The organism is Phenylobacterium sp. (assembly GCF_030681155.1).
GTDB lineage: Bacteria > Pseudomonadota > Alphaproteobacteria > Caulobacterales > Caulobacteraceae > Phenylobacterium.
Window position 1 is genome coordinate 28,888 of the sequence record NZ_JAUXXE010000007.1, and the last position, 14,946, is coordinate 43,833.

Annotated in this window: 16 protein-coding genes; 9 read left to right on the plus strand and 7 right to left on the minus strand. The window is 66.3% G+C overall.

Annotation, left to right across the window (positions count from 1 at the left end; genetic code table 11):
* Positions 1-3: 3 nt before the first annotated feature.
* The 4 genes from Q8M13_RS01550 to rdgB are packed head-to-tail and all read right to left on the minus strand — an operon-like array spanning position 4 to position 3,034.
* Entirely contained in the window at positions 4-378 is a 375-nt protein-coding gene (locus Q8M13_RS01550) for a YraN family protein (RefSeq protein WP_305297860.1), read from the minus strand.
* Positions 375-1,250, minus strand: a complete 876-nt coding sequence (gene rsmI / locus Q8M13_RS01555) for a 16S rRNA (cytidine(1402)-2'-O)-methyltransferase (RefSeq protein WP_305297861.1) — start codon at positions 1,248-1,250, stop codon at positions 375-377. Before rsmI ends, Q8M13_RS01550 begins: the two co-directional genes overlap by 4 nt.
* 24 nt (positions 1,251-1,274) lie before the next feature.
* Positions 1,275-2,438, minus strand: coding sequence for a radical SAM family heme chaperone HemW (gene hemW / locus Q8M13_RS01560; RefSeq protein ID WP_305297862.1), 1,164 nt, complete (start codon positions 2,436-2,438; stop codon positions 1,275-1,277).
* Entirely contained in the window at positions 2,435-3,034 is a 600-nt protein-coding gene (rdgB, locus tag Q8M13_RS01565) for an RdgB/HAM1 family non-canonical purine NTP pyrophosphatase (protein WP_305297863.1), read from the minus strand. The genes hemW and rdgB overlap by 4 nt, the downstream gene beginning before the upstream one ends.
* Before the next feature lie 282 nt (positions 3,035-3,316).
* Here rdgB and Q8M13_RS01570 point away from each other — a divergent pair, with 282 nt between their 5' ends.
* The gene (locus Q8M13_RS01570) at positions 3,317-3,847 is read left to right on the plus strand and encodes a DUF2975 domain-containing protein (RefSeq protein WP_305297864.1); all 531 of its coding nucleotides are present in this window, start codon (positions 3,317-3,319) and stop codon (positions 3,845-3,847) included.
* A gap of 2 nt (positions 3,848-3,849) precedes the next feature.
* Positions 3,850-4,089 carry a helix-turn-helix transcriptional regulator gene (locus Q8M13_RS01575; protein ID WP_305297865.1) on the plus strand — a complete coding sequence of 80 codons (240 nt, stop codon included), beginning with the start codon at positions 3,850-3,852 and terminating at the stop codon, positions 4,087-4,089.
* A gap of 370 nt (positions 4,090-4,459) precedes the next feature.
* Here Q8M13_RS01575 and rph read toward each other — a convergent pair whose 3' ends face one another.
* Positions 4,460-5,176 (minus strand): ribonuclease PH, encoded by a 717-nt coding sequence (rph, locus tag Q8M13_RS01580; RefSeq protein ID WP_305297866.1) that lies wholly within the window; start codon positions 5,174-5,176, stop codon positions 4,460-4,462.
* Positions 5,177-5,286: 110 nt separating this feature from the next.
* On the opposite strand from rph, the gene hrcA reads away from it, so the two are divergent.
* The 5 genes from hrcA to dnaN all read left to right on the plus strand — a co-directional run bounded on the left by hrcA (position 5,287) and on the right by dnaN (position 9,580).
* Positions 5,287-6,342, plus strand: a complete 1,056-nt coding sequence (gene hrcA, locus Q8M13_RS01585; RefSeq protein WP_370869918.1) for a heat-inducible transcriptional repressor HrcA — start codon at positions 5,287-5,289, stop codon at positions 6,340-6,342.
* Between the two features lie 11 nt (positions 6,343-6,353).
* The gene (gene grpE, locus Q8M13_RS01590) at positions 6,354-6,971 is read left to right on the plus strand and encodes a nucleotide exchange factor GrpE (RefSeq protein WP_305297868.1); all 618 of its coding nucleotides are present in this window, start codon (positions 6,354-6,356) and stop codon (positions 6,969-6,971) included.
* Positions 6,972-6,975: 4 nt separating this feature from the next.
* The gene (locus Q8M13_RS01595; protein ID WP_305297869.1) at positions 6,976-7,221 is read left to right on the plus strand and encodes a hypothetical protein; all 246 of its coding nucleotides are present in this window, start codon (positions 6,976-6,978) and stop codon (positions 7,219-7,221) included.
* Between the two features lie 125 nt (positions 7,222-7,346).
* Positions 7,347-8,336: a retroviral-like aspartic protease family protein gene (locus Q8M13_RS01600; RefSeq protein WP_305297870.1), complete on the plus strand. Its 990-nt coding sequence runs from the start codon at positions 7,347-7,349 to the stop codon at positions 8,334-8,336.
* A gap of 125 nt (positions 8,337-8,461) precedes the next feature.
* Entirely contained in the window at positions 8,462-9,580 is a 1,119-nt protein-coding gene (gene dnaN, locus Q8M13_RS01605; RefSeq protein ID WP_305297871.1) for a DNA polymerase III subunit beta, read from the plus strand.
* On the opposite strand, the gene Q8M13_RS01610 is transcribed toward dnaN, so the two are convergent.
* Entirely contained in the window at positions 9,577-9,969 is a 393-nt protein-coding gene (locus tag Q8M13_RS01610; protein WP_305297872.1) for a hypothetical protein, read from the minus strand. The genes dnaN and Q8M13_RS01610 overlap by 4 nt on opposite strands.
* 121 nt (positions 9,970-10,090) lie before the next feature.
* On the minus strand, positions 10,091-11,158 hold the full coding sequence (locus tag Q8M13_RS01615; RefSeq protein ID WP_305297873.1) for an energy transducer TonB: 1,068 nt from the start codon (positions 11,156-11,158) through the stop codon (positions 10,091-10,093).
* Positions 11,159-11,253: 95 nt separating this feature from the next.
* On the opposite strand from Q8M13_RS01615, the gene recF reads away from it, so the two are divergent.
* Positions 11,254-12,393, plus strand: a complete 1,140-nt coding sequence (recF, locus tag Q8M13_RS01620) for a DNA replication/repair protein RecF (RefSeq protein ID WP_305297874.1) — start codon at positions 11,254-11,256, stop codon at positions 12,391-12,393.
* Positions 12,390-14,831, plus strand: coding sequence for a DNA topoisomerase (ATP-hydrolyzing) subunit B (gene gyrB, locus Q8M13_RS01625; protein WP_305297875.1), 2,442 nt, complete (start codon positions 12,390-12,392; stop codon positions 14,829-14,831). The genes recF and gyrB overlap by 4 nt, the downstream gene beginning before the upstream one ends.
* Positions 14,832-14,946: the final 115 nt, after the last annotated feature.

The window sequence follows — 14,946 nt, forward strand, 5'->3', positions numbered from 1 at the left end:
TTTTCAAGCGCCTTTCCAGGCGTCGGGACTGTGAATGGGCAGCCGGCCTGGCGCCAGGGCGACCAGATCGAGGCGAACCGCCAGGTTTTGCAAGCTGGGCCGGCGCGCGGCGATGGCTTGCCCGGCGCGGCGGAGCCGGTCGCGTTGCATCTGGGTCACGGTTTCGAGTGCCACCTCCAGCGTCTGGCGCTGCTTCACCTCAACCACGGCCAGGACGCCGCCGCGCTTGGCCAGCAGGTCGATCTCGCCCTGCGGGGTGCGTAGTCTAAAGCCGAGGATCCGGTAGCCCTTCAGCATCAGCCATATCGCCGCCCAGGCTTCGGCGCGGCGGCCGGCCAACCTTGCGGCCGCGCCGCGGGCCTGACGCTGGGGGGTCAAGCCTCGCGCTCCTGCTTCAGCTCCATGGCTCGTCGATAGAGATCGCGGCGCGGCAGGCCGAGAGCCTTGGCGACTTCGGACGCAGCCTCGGCCGGGCGCAGGCGGGTCAGGGCGTCGGCCAGGGCGGTGTCGGCGTCCGCCGCGGTGGCCGCCTCCTCGCGGCCGGGGCCGACCAGTATGACGATTTCACCCTTGGGCGTGTCGCAGCGCGGATCGGCGGCAAGTTCGGACAAGGTTCCGCGGATCACCGTCTCATAGAGCTTGGTCAGTTCGCGGGCCACGGCGGCTTCGCGCGGGCCGAACACAGCGGCCATGTCGGCCAGACTCGAAGCCAGGCGAGGGCCGCTTTCGAAGAACACGAGGGTGGTGCGGATCCCCGCCAGTTCCTCGAAGAAGGTCCGGCGCGCGGCGCTCTTGGGCGGGGCGAACCCGGCGAACATGAAGCGGTCGGTCGGCAGGCCGGCGACCGACAGCCCGGCCAGCAGGGCTGAGGCGCCGGGGATCGGATAGACGGCTGAACCCTGGGCCACGGCCTCGCGCACGATGCGGAAGCCGGGGTCGGAAACCAGCGGCGTGCCGGCGTCCGACACCAGGGCGACACGGCCGCCCTCGGCCAGCACCGCCAAGGCCTTCAGGCCGCCGCGCTCGGCGGTGTGTTCATCGTAGCGTTCGAGTTTCTTGGAGAGGCCATAGGCGGTCAGCAGCTTGGCGGCGACGCGGGTGTCCTCGGCCAACACCAGGTCGGCGGCCGATAGCACGTCCAGCGCCCGCAAGGTGATGTCGCGCAAATTCCCGATCGGCGTCGCCACGATGTAGAGGCCCGGGTCCAGCGGGTTCTCGGACAGGGCGGGCGGGGGAGGGTGACGCGACATGGGGAAGGCTTCGCCGGTTATCGCTCAGGTCGCAAGCCTGGACGTCACATGGTCCAGGATCAGCCGGCCGGCGGGCGTGGCGCGCAAGCGGTCCGGATCAGGCGCCAGCAGGCCCGCGGCGATCAGCTCGCCGACCTCGGGGTGGACGGGTGAAAGGCCCAGAACGCTGACGTCTTCAAAGCTTACACCCTGGTCGATCCGCAGGCCGGCCAGCAGCCGCTCCTCCGCGACCTCGGTCGGGGTAAGCCGCTCCTGGGTGGCGAAACCGGTCCCCTCTTCGTGCACGGCGGCGATGTAGTCGGCAGGCTTGGCGTGGGCGTGGGTGGCGATGCGAACGCCCTGGCGGGTCAGCCGGCCATGTGCGCCGGGGCCTACGCCGACATAGTCCGCGCCGGTCCAGTAGACGAGATTGTGACGCGATCTGGCCGCCTCGCCGCGCGCGTGGTTCGACACCTCGTAGGCTGTGAAGCCAGCGCCCTCCAAGACCGACTGAGTGGTCTCGAACAGCTCGGCGGCCAGGTCTTCGCCGGGCGGGCGGAGCTGGCCACGCCGCACCGCGCGGTCAAAGGCTGTGCCGGCTTCGATGGTGAGCTGGTAGGGCGACAGATGCTCTGCGCCCAGGTCGATCGCCTCGGTCAGCTCCTCGCGCCAGGCTTGCGGCGTCTGGTTCGGCCGGGCGTAGATCAGGTCGAGAGACAGGCGCGGAAAGGTCTTGGCCGCCAGGGTCGCGGCGCGGCGCGCCGAGGCGGCGTCATGGTTGCGGCCGAGCAGGGTCAGCGAGGCGTCGTCCAGCGCCTGGAGGCCGAGCGACAGGCGATCGACGCCTGCCTGGGCGAAGGCGGCGAAGTGACCGGCCTCCGCATCGGTGGGATTGGCCTCCAATGTCACTTCGACGGGGTCGTCGGGCGACCAGAGCATCCGCGCCAGGCAGATCAGCTCGGCCGCCCAGGCAGGGTCCATCAGCGAGGGGGTGCCGCCGCCGAGGAAGATCGACACCAGCCGCCGATCGCCGGTGAGCTCGCGCTGGGCTCGCAGATCGTCGGCGATGGCGGCGAACAGAGCGGCCTGTTCGTCCTTGCGACCCCGATCGCGGAAGACGTTGAAGTCGCAATAGGGGCAGATTTTCGCGCAGTAGGGCCAGTGGACATAGAGCCCCAGCGGCGCCTTGGCCTGCGCGACTTCGCTCACAGCAGGGCGGCCTTGAGCTTGGCGAAAGCCTGGGCGCGGTGGCTGATGGCGTCTTTGTTGTCCGGGTCCATCTCCCCGAAGGTGATGTCGTGACCAAGCGCCTGGAAGATCGGGTCATAGCCGTGGCCGCGATCGCCGCGGCCCGGGAAGACCAGGGTTCCATCGACGCGTCCCTCGACCACCACAGCGGGGCCGCCGGGCCAGGCGACGGCCAGGGCGCAGGTGAACCAGGCCGAGTAGTCGTCGGCGCCGGCTTCTTCCAACCGCGCCTCGACCTTCTTCATCGCGCCGACAAAGTCCTTTTCCGGCCCGCCCCAGCGCGCCGAGAAAATCCCCGGTTGGCCATCGAGCGCGGTGACGGAAAGGCCTGAATCATCGGCCAGGGCGATGAGGCCCGAGGCCTCGGCGGCGGCGCGGGCTTTCAGCAAGGCGTTGCCGGTGAAGGTCGCCTCGGTCTCTTCGGGCTCGCCAAGGCCAAGGCTGCCGGCCGTCACCAGTTCAAAGCGATTGTCCAGGATTGCCGCCAGCTCGCGGGCCTTGCCCGGATTGTGGGTGGCGACCACCAGTTTCGCACCGGGTTCGAGCTTCAGAGCCATTGGAAAACCTTCTGAAATGCGGGGGCGGCGGACCATATGCCGACCACGGCTTTGTTGCATTGCAAAAGTTTAATATCGTTATTCGATAAACAACTTGATCGAAAAGCGATGCGCCAGTATCGAGGACCAACGCCACCGGTAGGTCTCATGGATCTTGGTCGGCGAGTGGAGACCGCTATGCTCATCCCCGCAATGACCTTTCCCGAGCGTGCCCCGATGGCCTTGGTCACTGACGGCGTGATCGCCTAGTCTCGACCGATGTTTCTTGGACGGAGGGCCGCGATGCGCGCCTTGGGGCCGGGCTCGGTATCGAGCTTCTTGAAGATCATCTTGGACGTGGTCTTCGTCGCACTCTGGATCGGCCTTGGTGCAGTGGCGCTGATGATGCTCGCCGCCCTGTTGTTCAGCTTCAACCCAGATTTGATCGACAACTTCTCAATCCGCGCTGGTGACGCGGAGATCATCTCGCGCGGGCCGGTGCTGCTGGGCGGCCTGGCCGCGGCAGCGCTCTATCTGGCTGGCGTGCTGGTGATCGTCGAGCGGCTGCGCAGGATCTTCGCGACCCTGACGGCCGGCGACCCCTTTCACCCTGAAAATGTGCGTCGTCTGCGGGTGATCGGCCTCGTGCTGGCTGGGCTGGAGATCGGACGCTACGTGATCTACGGCCTTGGCATGTGGGCGCTGCCGGGCGCCGACATTCAACGCCCGGAATTCAGCCCGACGGCCTGGTTCTCGGTGCTGGTGGTGTTCGTATTGGCCGAGGTGTTCCGCGAAGGCGCCCGCCTGCGTCGTGAAGCGGAGCTGACGATCTAGCCATGCCGATCCGTGTGAATCTCGACCGCGTGCTGCTTGAGCGGCGCATGTCCCTGACTGAACTGGCCGACCGGGTCGGCGTCACCATCGCCAACCTTTCGATCCTCAAGACCGGCAAGGCGCGCGCCGTGCGGTTCTCGACCCTGGCGGCGCTGTGCCGCGAACTCGATTGCCAGCCGGGCGACCTGCTCATCTACGAGCCCGGCCCCGACGATGAGCCCATGGACGATGATCTGGACTGACAAAGCCCGGCGAGGCCGTTTCCAAGCGTGACTTTTATGCCGCGCCGCAGCGAGACTCGCTAAAAAATTGCAGCGCACCCGTCAAAAATGCGGTCCTGACCGTTGATAACCTAGCGTCACCCTCCTATATGCGCTGCAACAATTGCTGCAACGCACACAAAGGAGATGGACATGGCCCAAGCCGTTGAAAGCTTCATCGATCGTCTGATGGGACCGTTCGCTCGCGAACTGGCCCGCATGCCGGCTTCGTCGTTCCGCTATCTGCTGAACGCCTTCTAAGAACGACATCCGGCGGCGCTCGTCGCCGGCCGTACTGATTGATGATGAAAACGCCGCCCCCGCCCCCGGGGCGGCGTTTTTGACTCCAGGATTAGCCGCCGGTAGCCTGCCGTTGCAGGATGCACAGTTCGCCGATGCCCTTGCGCGCCAGCGAGAACAGGCCGTCGAACTCGTCCTGGCTGAAGCCGCGCTTTTCACCGGTAGCCTGGACCTCGACGATCGAGCCCTTGCCGGTCAGCACGAAGTTCGCGTCAGCCTCAGCGTTGGAATCCTCTTCATATTCCAGGTCCAGCACCGGCGCGCCCTTGAAGATGCCGCACGAAATGGCGGCCACTTGGTCCAGGATCGGGTCGGTGGTGATCAGGCCTTCTTCCATCAGGTACTTGGTCGCCATGCGCAGGGCGACCCAGGCGCCGGTGATGGCGGCGGTGCGGGTGCCGCCGTCGGCCTGGATGACGTCGCAGTCGAGCGAGATCTGGCGGTCGCCCAGCGCCGCCGGATCGACCACGGCGCGCAGCGAGCGACCGATCAGTCGCTGGATTTCCTGCGTGCGGCCCGATTGCTTGCCTTCCGACGCCTCGCGGCGGCCGCGGGGGTGGGTGGCGCGCGGAAGCATGCCGTATTCGGCCGTCACCCAGCCTTGGCCCCGACCGCGCATGAAGCCGGGCACCCGGTCCTCGACGCTGGCGGTGATCAGCACCTTGGTGTGGCCGAACGTCGCCAGGCAGGAGCCTTCCGCATAGCGATTGACGCCGGTTTCGAGGGTCACGAGGCGGAGCTGGTCGGCGGTACGTTCTGAGGGGCGCATTGGAAACCTTGGCGTTGGGTCTGGCGTCTTGCGCCGGCGGGCTTATCCTAGATCAAAGAGGTTCAGTCCATGGCTCTGACCGAGCGCCGTACCCCGTCGTGACCACCCCGCTGCTTTTCCCCGGCCCGTCGCTGGCTGAGCTGGATGAACGCGCCCGCGAAATCTTCCGCCGCGTCGTCGAAGGCTATCTCGAAACCGGAGAGCCGGTCGGCTCGCGCACCCTGTCCAAGGGCGGCGTCCATCTGTCCTCGGCCTCGATCCGCAACACCATGCAGGATCTGACCCAGCTCGGCCTGCTGGGCGCGCCGCATGTGAGCGCCGGGCGAATTCCGACTCATGCGGGGCTGCGACTGTTCGTCGATGGCCTGCTGGAGGTCGGGGACATCGCCGAGGATGACCGCCGCGCCATCGAGACCCGGCTGTCGGCCAAGGGGCGCAATTTCGAAGAGGCCCTGAACGAGGCGACGGCGATCCTCTCGGGGCTCGCCGGCGGCGCGGGAGTGGTGGTCAGTCCGGTGCGGGACGCCGGGGTCAAGCATGTTGAGTTCGTCGCTCTGTCGGCGGACCAGGCGCTTGCGGTGATGGTCTTCGAGGACGGCGTGGTCGAGAACCGGCTGATGAAGCTGGCGGCCGGCGTGACGCCGTCTTCGCTGCAGGAAGCCTCCAACTTCATGAACGCCCGGCTGCGCGGCCGCACCCTGGGTGAGGCCGGCGCCGAAATCCGCACCGAGCTCGACGACGCCCGTCGCCAGTTGAATGAGGCCGCCGCGCGGCTGGTCGAGGACGGCATGGCCGCCTGGGGCGGCGGCGAGGACGCCCAGCGGGCCCTCATTGTCCGAGGCCGCGCCAACCTGTTGCACGATCGCGAGACGCTCGACGACCTCGAGCGCGTGCGGATGCTGTTCGACGATCTTGAACAAAAGGAACAGCTTATCGGTTTGCTTGATGACGTCCGCGAAGCCCAGGGCGTACGGATTTTCATCGGCGCCGAAACGCGACTCTTTTCCCTTTCGGGTTCCGCAGTGATCGCCGCGCCCTATATGACGGGCCGGCAGAAGGTGCTGGGCGCGATCGGCGTAATCGGTCCCGCCCGCCTAAACTATGCCCGGGTCATCCCGCTGGTGGACTATACCGCCCGCGTCCTGTCCCAGGTGACGAACACGTAGAGGATTAGAAGATGTCCGACGATCAAACGCCGGCCGAAGAGTTCAACGAAGTCGCGGACGCTGCGGCCGAAGAACTGCTGGCCCTGCGCGCCGAAAATCAGGCGCTGAAGGATCAGGTCCTGCGGGTGGCCGCCGAAGCGGAGAACACCAAGCGCCGCGCCGAGCGCGAGGCCAATGACGCGCGCGCCTACGCCATCCAGAAGTTCGGTCGCGACCTGCTGACCGTCGCCGACACCCTGGCCCGCGCCCTGGCCAGCCCGCACGAAAGCGCCGATCCGGTGCTGAAGAACTTCGTGGTCGGCATGGAGATGACCGAAAAGGCGCTGCAGGCGGCGTTCGAGAACAACGGGCTGAAGAAGATCGACCCCGCCAAGGGTGAGAAGTTCGATCCACACCAGCACCAGGCGATGATGGAACAACCCTCGACCGAGGTCGCCGCTGGCGGCGTCATCCAGGTGCTGCAGCCGGGCTACGACCTGCTCGGTCGCCTGATCCGTCCGGCCATGGTGGTCGTCGCGGCCAAGGGGTCGACCGGCGAAGGTTCGGGCGGCGACGGCTCTTCGGGCGCCAATCCCTATGCAGCCAACGACGGCGACGGTTCCGGCGGCTCCGTCGATACGCGCGCCTAGCGCCGTGGTCGATCTCGAGACCACCACTGTCACCGTCCGCGAGGTCGCCGACGTGGTGGCCCTCGTGGCCATCGAACTGGTCGGCTCGGTGTCCAAGGACACCCAGGAGGCCGACGTCCGGCTCGAGGAATTGGCGGGGCGGCTGCTGGACTATGTTGACGCCCTGCCGGAGGGCAATCAGCGCCTGCTGATGGGCGCCATCGCCGAAACCCTGATGGCGACGGAAGAAGGCTCTTCGCCGCCCGAATAGGTTTGCGCCGCCCGCCCCGTTGAGACACTGGGGCGGGCGGGACGCGCCAGGCTAACGCATTAGAAAAATTGACCGATTTCAAGCAGAGGCGTAGGCTTCGTCCCAGGTCATAAGGGATGGAAAACGTGCTGGTCGGGTCACAGACTCGCCGACGTGCTCTTGGGCAGTTCGCCGCGGCTGGCGGCGTACTGTTGGCGGGCTCTGCTGTCGCCTCCGTCCAAGATCCCATCCCCGCCAATTCCCCTGCGACGCCGCTTCCGACAGCGCCGGCGCTCGCGGTGGATCCCGAAGAGACCCCGACTCAGATCGCGGTCACACGCGAACTCTTCGAGCAGGTCACCGCTCCGGTGATGATCAATGGCAAGGGGCCGTTCCGCTTCATGGTGGACACCGGCGCCAATGTTTCCTGCGTGTCCGAGAAACTGGCGGCTTCGCAGGCCTTGCCGCGCGGGCGCGAACTGATGGTCAACACGATCGTCGGGCGGCGCGCCCGGCCCAGCGTAATGATCGATCAGCTCGATATCGGCACGCGCATCCGCAAGAAGGTCGAGGCGCCGGTGCTGCCGATGGGCGGCTTCGACATCGACGGCGTGCTGGGTATCGACTGGCTGAAGGGCCAGCGGCTGGTGTTCGGCTTCTCCGGCAACACGCTCGAGATCACAAAATCGCGCGCCGAGAACAGCGGCCGGAACCGGGTGGTGGTCCCGGCGCGGCGCAAGTCCGGACAATTGACCATCGTCGACGCCGATATCAGCGGGCGGAAGATCAGCGCGATGATCGATTCCGGCTCGCAGTTTTCACTGGGCAATACCTCGCTGCGCAACCTGATCGAGCGCCTCGACCCGAGCTCAGGTCAGAACGCCGTGAACGTCCGGATGATCTCCATCGCCGGCGAATCGTTCTCTGGACAGCAACTGGCCTTGCCGTTCATCCGCCTGGGCGGGCTGACTCTAGGCAATGTGCCGGTGGTCTTCACTGACATGCCGATCTTCAAGCTCTGGGATCTGCATGACGCCCCGACCATCATGCTGGGCATCGATCTGCTCACCCAGTTCACCACCGTCGCCGTCGACTTCGGTCGCTCGGCGGTGCGCTTCGACATAGCATCAGCCTGATCATCCCCTATCACTTGCCGACAGCCCCTTTCCCGCGCCGGGATTTTGGCTAATGTCGCAAGTCCCTCCAGCGTTGGGGGCGACGACGCATAGATGCGTCGGCGCATGGAGATTCGGACGAGACCATGAAGCTTACGATCGAACGGGCGGCGCTGATGAAGGCGCTGGGGCATGTGCAGAGCGCCGTCGAACGCCGCAACACCATCCCGATCCTGTCCAATGTGCTGCTGTCGGCCGAGCGCGACCGGCTGACCTTCTCAGCCACCGACCTCGACATGGAGATCATCGACCAGGCGTTCGCCCAGGTCGATCAGCCCGGTCAGATCACCGCGCCCGCCCACACCCTCTATGAAATCGTGCGCAAGCTGCCCGAGGGGGCTGATGTCTCTCTCAGCTTCACCGGCGAGGATCCGCGCCTGACAGTGGCGGCCGGCCGTTCGCGCTTCAACCTGCCGGTGCTGCCGGCCGGCGACTTCCCGGTGATGTCGTCCGATGGCCTGTCCGCGCCGATCGCCGTGGATGTCGGCGACCTGATCCGCCTGATCGACAAGACCCGCTTTGCGATCTCCACCGAAGAGACCCGCTACTATCTGAACGGCCTCTACCTCCACACGGTCGTGGACAATGGCGTGCAGAAGCTGCGCGCTGTGGCCACCGACGGTCACCGCCTGGCCCTGGCCGAGATGGCGGCGCCGGAGGGTTCGGCCGGGACGCCCGGCGTCATCGTGCCCCGAAAGACCATCAGCGAGGCTCGACGCCTGCTGGAGGACGCCGGTGAGAGCGTCGATCTGCAGGTCAGCCCGCAAAAGCTGCGTCTCGACTTCTCGGGCGCCGCCCTGACTTCGAAGGTCATCGACGGCAACTTCCCCGACTACAGCCGCGTCATCCCCAAGGACAACAACCGGGTGATGATGGTCGACAACAAGCTGTTCGCCCAGGCGGTGGACCGCGTCGCCACCATCTCGGCCGAGAAGAGCCGCTCGGTGCGCATGGCGATTGAGCCGGGCCGGGTGATCCTGACGGTCCGCAACATGGAAGCTGGCCAGGCGGTCGAAGAGGTCGAGGTCGATTACGACGGCGAGGCCTTCGAGCTGTCGTTTAACGCCCGCTACCTGCTCGACGTCACCGACCAGATCGGCGCCGAACAGGCCGAGTTCCGCTTCGGCGGTCCCAACGACCCCGCCCTGGTCCTCGACCCGACCGACGCAGACGTCCAATACGTATTGATGCCGCTGCGGGTCTAGGACGCTGCGGCCTTGGCGGGTGCGGGTTCGCATTTGCGATCAGCGCAGAAGCGCCGCCGCGCTTCCGCCGACGCCTGGGCGCCATAGAAGCGCTCAATGGCTGCAAGCAGATTGGGGTCGAGGCGTTTCATCGCCTCACCGCCGGGCCCGATCCTGAAGTCGAGGATCCGCCGCAGTTCGGCGGGCGTATATTCGACGGCGTAGGTCTCCGCCATCTGCTCCACGAGCGCATTCCGGCTTTCCTGGATGGCCTCGACCAGGGCCTTTGCGCCCATGAGTTCTGGGTTGTTTGCGCCTGGGACGCTGGTCGGAATTCTAAGTTGGTCCGCCAGGTCGTCGATCGGCTGCATCGTCGTGTCGGCTTCGACGATGCGACGGGCCAAGCTCATCGCTTCCTCCGAGGGGGCCTTGCCCTGTCTCTCGCTGCGCGGACGTGAGTCTGGAGTGTGCGACGAAAAGCTGTTCGGGTTGAAGTTGACCAAGACGGCGACGATGTCGCCAGAGACGGCCCTATCGACCTTGGCTAGGTCTATCTCGTAGCCCTCTGACACATGTAGCGCGGCGCCTCCGAAGTGCAGCCCCGTAGGCGATTCGCGAACGGCGACGCAGGAGTCCAACCCGCCCGAAGGCTGGACGATGCAGTTGATTTGCGCCCATCCCGATAGCCCCAGGAGGTTGGTGATCGGGGGGGGCCATGCTCTGGACGTCGATTTCCGTCGGCTGCCGGCTCCATGGCGGATTGACCAGGGCCACGTCTTCCGGTGGCCGCCAGCGATCAAATCGGCATTCGGCTTGAGCACAGAACTTGTCCCGCGCCAGGGCGGTGATGGTCCATATAAACTGGTCTTGGATGGGTAGTTGCGCTGCGAGGACCCGCCCGCGCCGGGTTTCAAGGCCGTTTCCTGTCTGACTGGACACGAAATCCAGCACGGCCTGGAGCTCCGTCTCGGTCATGGTCGCGGCATAGGCGTCGGCCAGGGCCACGCCCCAAGCTGGCGCCACCGCTCTTGTTCCGTCGTTGACGGCTTGTCGCGCAGCGCCGCTTTGTTGATCACCGCCTCCAGCCGCTTCGAGCGCGATCTCGGCGGCGATGTCCTGAAGCGCGATCATGTCGCGGCTCAGGAGCGGCGCGAGACGCGCCGCCAACTTGGCTGCAGCCAGCGATGTGGGTGCGCCGATGACGGGCGGCGGGCCGGCGTCGCCCTGACCGTCCTTGGGGAGAACGAAGCGAATGGGAATTCTCACGGTCCCGCTCGGCTTGGGGCGACCGTCCTCCATTTTAGGCGTCATGCGAAAGCTCTCGGAGAGTTTGAGAGCGCCGCTATCAAAGCCCAAACCGGTCGGGGTGGTCGCCATGGCGACGCAGTTTCGGAGTCGTCCTTCGAGGGACACGGTGCAGGAGAGTGTCGATCGGCCCTCGATGCGCATCTGCATCGCCAGGGGCGGATAGGCCTCGGCGACCTGCCGCCCGTCGGGCCGCGAGGCCCAGTCGGGATTGGTGATCTTTTGGGCTTGAGCCATGCCGCCGCTCGCGGTCACGGCGCAGATCCCGCCGATCAAAACGTGCCTCAACTTCATCGGTATGCCCCTACAACCCCTGGCTGCGAGCCTAGCCATATTGAGGGTGAGCTCAAGCCTTCGCTTGCGGGGGCGAAACCCGCTATGACCGGCGCGTGACGGCCTTCACCCATCTGACTCTGACGGATTTCCGCTCCTACCAGCGGGCCGAGCTGCCTCTCGACGGGCGGCCGGTGTTTCTGGTTGGACCCAATGGGGCGGGAAAGACCAACCTGCTCGAGGCGGTCAGCCTGTTCACCCCTGGGCGCGGCCTTCGCAACGCCACCGGCGCCGAGCTCGGTCGGCGGATGCCGGGCGAGACGCAGGGCCGGGCCTGGGCGGTCGCCGCCGTGATCGAGGAGGGCGGCGAGCCGACCCGGATCGGGACGGGCATCGAAAGCGCCGGCGCGGCGCGGCGCACCGTGCGGCTGGAGGGCGAGCCCGTGCCGCCCGGCCGGTTGGCGGATCATCAACGCCAAGTGTGGCTGACCCCCGCGCAGGACCGCCTCTTTCTGGAAGGGGCTGGAGATCGGCGCCGGTTCTTCGATCGGCTGGTGTTCGCCGCCGAGCCCAGCCATGCGGCCCACGCCTCCGCCTATGAGAAATCCCAGCGCGAACGGATGCGGCTGCTGACCGATGGTCCCGCCGATCCTGCCTGGCTGACGGCTTTGGAAGCCCGGATGGCCGAGGCCGGCGCCTTGATGGTTGCGGCGCGCGCTCGCACTCTGTCGGCGCTGCAGGCCGAGATCGACAGCCGGGGTGATCGTCCATTCCCGCAGGCGCGGCTGACCCTGACCGGGGATTGGGAGAAGATGGCCGGCGAGGGCGTCGATCTGGCCGAAATCGAGGCGCGTCTGATCCGCGCACTTGCTGGCGCGCGGGAGCGTGACGCCTCGGCTGGGAGGGCCCTGACGGGGCCCCATCGCGGAGATCTGGCCGTGATCCACGCCGAAAAGGACAGGCCGGCGGCGGAATGCTCGACGGGTGAGCAGAAAGCCCTGATTTTGAACCTTGTTTTGGGCCAGGCAGCGCGTCTTTCGCGTGCAGAATCGGCTCCAAACCCTATATTGTTGCTAGACGAGGTCGCTGCGCATCTGGATCGCCGAAGGCGAGCTGCGCTATTCGACGAAATCGAGGCGCTCAAGCTGCAGGCGTTCCTGACCGGCACGGACGAGCATCTCTTCGAGGATTTGAAGGGCCGGGCCCAGGGCGTCCATGTGGACGGCTCCAGCCTGGCGATTCTGGATACCGAATGACCGACGAGACGCAGATTCCCGACAACACGCCCGAAAACAACGGACAGGCCGAGTACGGCGCCGAGTCCATCAAGGTCCTGAAGGGCCTGGATGCGGTGCGCAAGCGCCCGGGCATGTACATCGGCGACACCGATGACGGCTCTGGCCTGCACCACATGGTCTATGAGGTGGTCGACAACGCCATCGACGAGACCCTGGCCGGCTGGGCGACGCGCGTCGAGGTGATCCTGAACGCCGACGGATCGGTGACGGTCACCGACGACGGCCGCGGTATCCCGACCGATATCCATGAGGGCGAAGGCGTCTCTGCGGCCGAGGTCATCATGACCCAGCTGCACGCCGGCGGTAAGTTCGACCAGAACTCCTACAAGGTGTCCGGCGGCCTGCACGGCGTCGGCGTCTCGGTGGTCAACGCGCTTTCGGACTGGCTGCGCCTGAAGATCTATCGTGGCGGCAAGGCCTATGAGATGGAATTCCGCCGCGGCGATGCGGTCTCGCCCCTGATCGTCACCGGCGATGCGCCGCTGCGCGAGAACGGCGAGTTCCTGTCGGGCACCGAGGTCACCTTCATGGCCTCGACCGAGACCTTCTCGTTCGTGGAATACGACCGCAAGACGCTCGAGCATCGTCTGCGCGAACTGGCCTTCCTGAACTCCGGCGTGACGATCTGGCTGAAGGACAACCGCGAAGCCGAGCCCTTCGTCGAGTTGCTGCACTATGAGGGCGGCATCGAGGCGTTCGTGCGCCACCTCGACAAGGCCAAGACGCCCCTGCTGAAGACCCCGATCGTGGTTCGCGGCAAGAAGGACAATGTCGAGCTCGACCTGTCGCTCTGGTGGAACGACGGCTATCACGAGAACGTCCTCTGCTTCACGAACAACATCCCGCAGAAGGACGGCGGCACCCATCTTGCGGCCTTCCGCTCGGCCCTGACCCGCATCATCACCGGCTATGCCGAGAGCTCCGGCGCGACCAAGCGCGAGAAGGTTTCGCTGTCGGGCGAGGACGCGCGCGAAGGCCTGACCTGCGTTCTGTCGGTCAAGGTTCCGGACCCGAAGTTCTCCTCTCAGACCAAGGACAAGCTAGTCTCGTCCGAAGTGCGCCCGGCGGTGGAAAGCCTGGTCTCCGAAGGCATCTCGACCTGGTTCGAGGAACACCCGAACGAAGCCAAGCTGATCGTCCAGAAGATCGCCGAGGCGGCCGCGGCGCGGGAAGCTGCGCGCAAGGCCCGCGAACTGACCCGCCGCAAGTCGGCGCTCGACATCACCTCGCTGCCCGGCAAGCTCGCCGACTGCTCGGAGAAGGACCCGGCCAAGTCGGAAGTCTTCCTGGTCGAGGGTGACTCCGCCGGTGGTTCGGCCAAGCAGGCGCGTAACCGCGAGAACCAGGCGATCCTGCCGTTGCGCGGCAAGATCCTGAACGTGGAGCGCGCGCGCTTCGACAAGATGCTGTCGTCAGACCAGATCGGCACCCTGATCACGGCGCTCGGAGCCGGCATCGGGCGCGACGACTTCAACATCGACAAGCTGCGCTACCACAAGATCGTCATCATGACCGACGCCGACGTAGACGGCGCCCACATCCGGACCCTGCTGCTGACCTTCTTCTACCGGCAGATGCCGGAGGTGATCGAGCGCGGCTATCTCTATATCGCCCAGCCGCCGCTCTATAAGGCGACCAAGAGCCGGCAGTCCCGGTATCTGAAGGACGATGCCGAGCTTGAGAACTATCTGATCGACGAGGGTGTCGAGGGCGCGACTTTGGATCTGTCCTCGGGTGAACGTCTGGTTGGCGCCGACCTGCTGGCTCTGGTGCAGAGCGCTCGCGGCGCGAAGGCCAATGTCGAGCGACTGTCCTCGCGCGCTCCGGCCTTCGCCATCGAACAGGCGGCGATTGCGGGCCTGCTGACCGAAGACGGCGGCGACGTGACCAAGGCGGCCAAGCGCCTGGACCTCTACGCCGAGGAGGGCGACGGCGCCTGGACCGGCGAGAAGGCCGCCACCGGCGGCTACGTCTTCTCGCGGATCAAGCGCGGCGTGTCCGAGCGGATCGTGCTGGACGAACTGCTGCTCGGCGCCGCCGATGCGCGCCGCCTGTCGGAACGCGCGGCCGGAATGGTCGAGACCTTCGAGGGTGTCGCCACCTTCACCCGTAAGGACAAGACCGCCACCGTGCGTGGGCCGCTCGACCTGTTCAACGCGGTGATGGAAGCTGGCCGTCGCGGCCTGTCAGTCCAGCGCTACAAGGGTCTGGGCGAGATGAACCCCGACCAGCTCTGGGAAACCACCCTGGACGCCGAAGCCCGCACGCTGCTGCAGGTTCGGGTCAACCACGCCGACGACGCCGACGACATGTTCACCCGCCTGATGGGCGATCTGGTTGAGCCGCGCCGCGAGTTCATCCAGGAAAACGCTCTGGACGCCGAAGTCGACGTCTAGGAGCGGTCTCCACAGGGGCTGCTTCCAAAAAGCTGGGGTCAGGAGCCTATTCCTGTCGCACTTTTTGGTGCGGGGATGGCTTCAGGCTTGACCAGACACACCGCCCCCCTATCGG

Excerpts from the sequence above, each read along its gene's own strand:
- rsmI (WP_305297861.1), bottom strand. The coding sequence starts at position 1,250 with ATGTCGCGTCACCCTCCCCCGCCCGCCCTGTCCGAGAACCCGCTGGAC.
- rdgB (WP_305297863.1), bottom strand. The coding sequence starts at position 3,034 with ATGGCTCTGAAGCTCGAACCCGGTGCGAAACTGGTGGTCGCCACCCAC.
- Q8M13_RS01570 (WP_305297864.1), top strand. The coding sequence starts at position 3,317 with ATGCGCGCCTTGGGGCCGGGCTCGGTATCGAGCTTCTTGAAGATCATC.
- Q8M13_RS01575 (WP_305297865.1), top strand. The coding sequence starts at position 3,850 with ATGCCGATCCGTGTGAATCTCGACCGCGTGCTGCTTGAGCGGCGCATG.
- rph (WP_305297866.1), bottom strand. The coding sequence starts at position 5,176 with ATGCGCCCCTCAGAACGTACCGCCGACCAGCTCCGCCTCGTGACCCTC.
- grpE (WP_305297868.1), top strand. The coding sequence starts at position 6,354 with ATGTCCGACGATCAAACGCCGGCCGAAGAGTTCAACGAAGTCGCGGAC.
- dnaN (WP_305297871.1), top strand. The coding sequence starts at position 8,462 with ATGAAGCTTACGATCGAACGGGCGGCGCTGATGAAGGCGCTGGGGCAT.
- Q8M13_RS01610 (WP_305297872.1), bottom strand. The coding sequence starts at position 9,969 with ATGAGCTTGGCCCGTCGCATCGTCGAAGCCGACACGACGATGCAGCCG.
- Q8M13_RS01615 (WP_305297873.1), bottom strand. The coding sequence starts at position 11,158 with ATGAAGTTGAGGCACGTTTTGATCGGCGGGATCTGCGCCGTGACCGCG.
- gyrB (WP_305297875.1), top strand. The coding sequence starts at position 12,390 with ATGACCGACGAGACGCAGATTCCCGACAACACGCCCGAAAACAACGGA.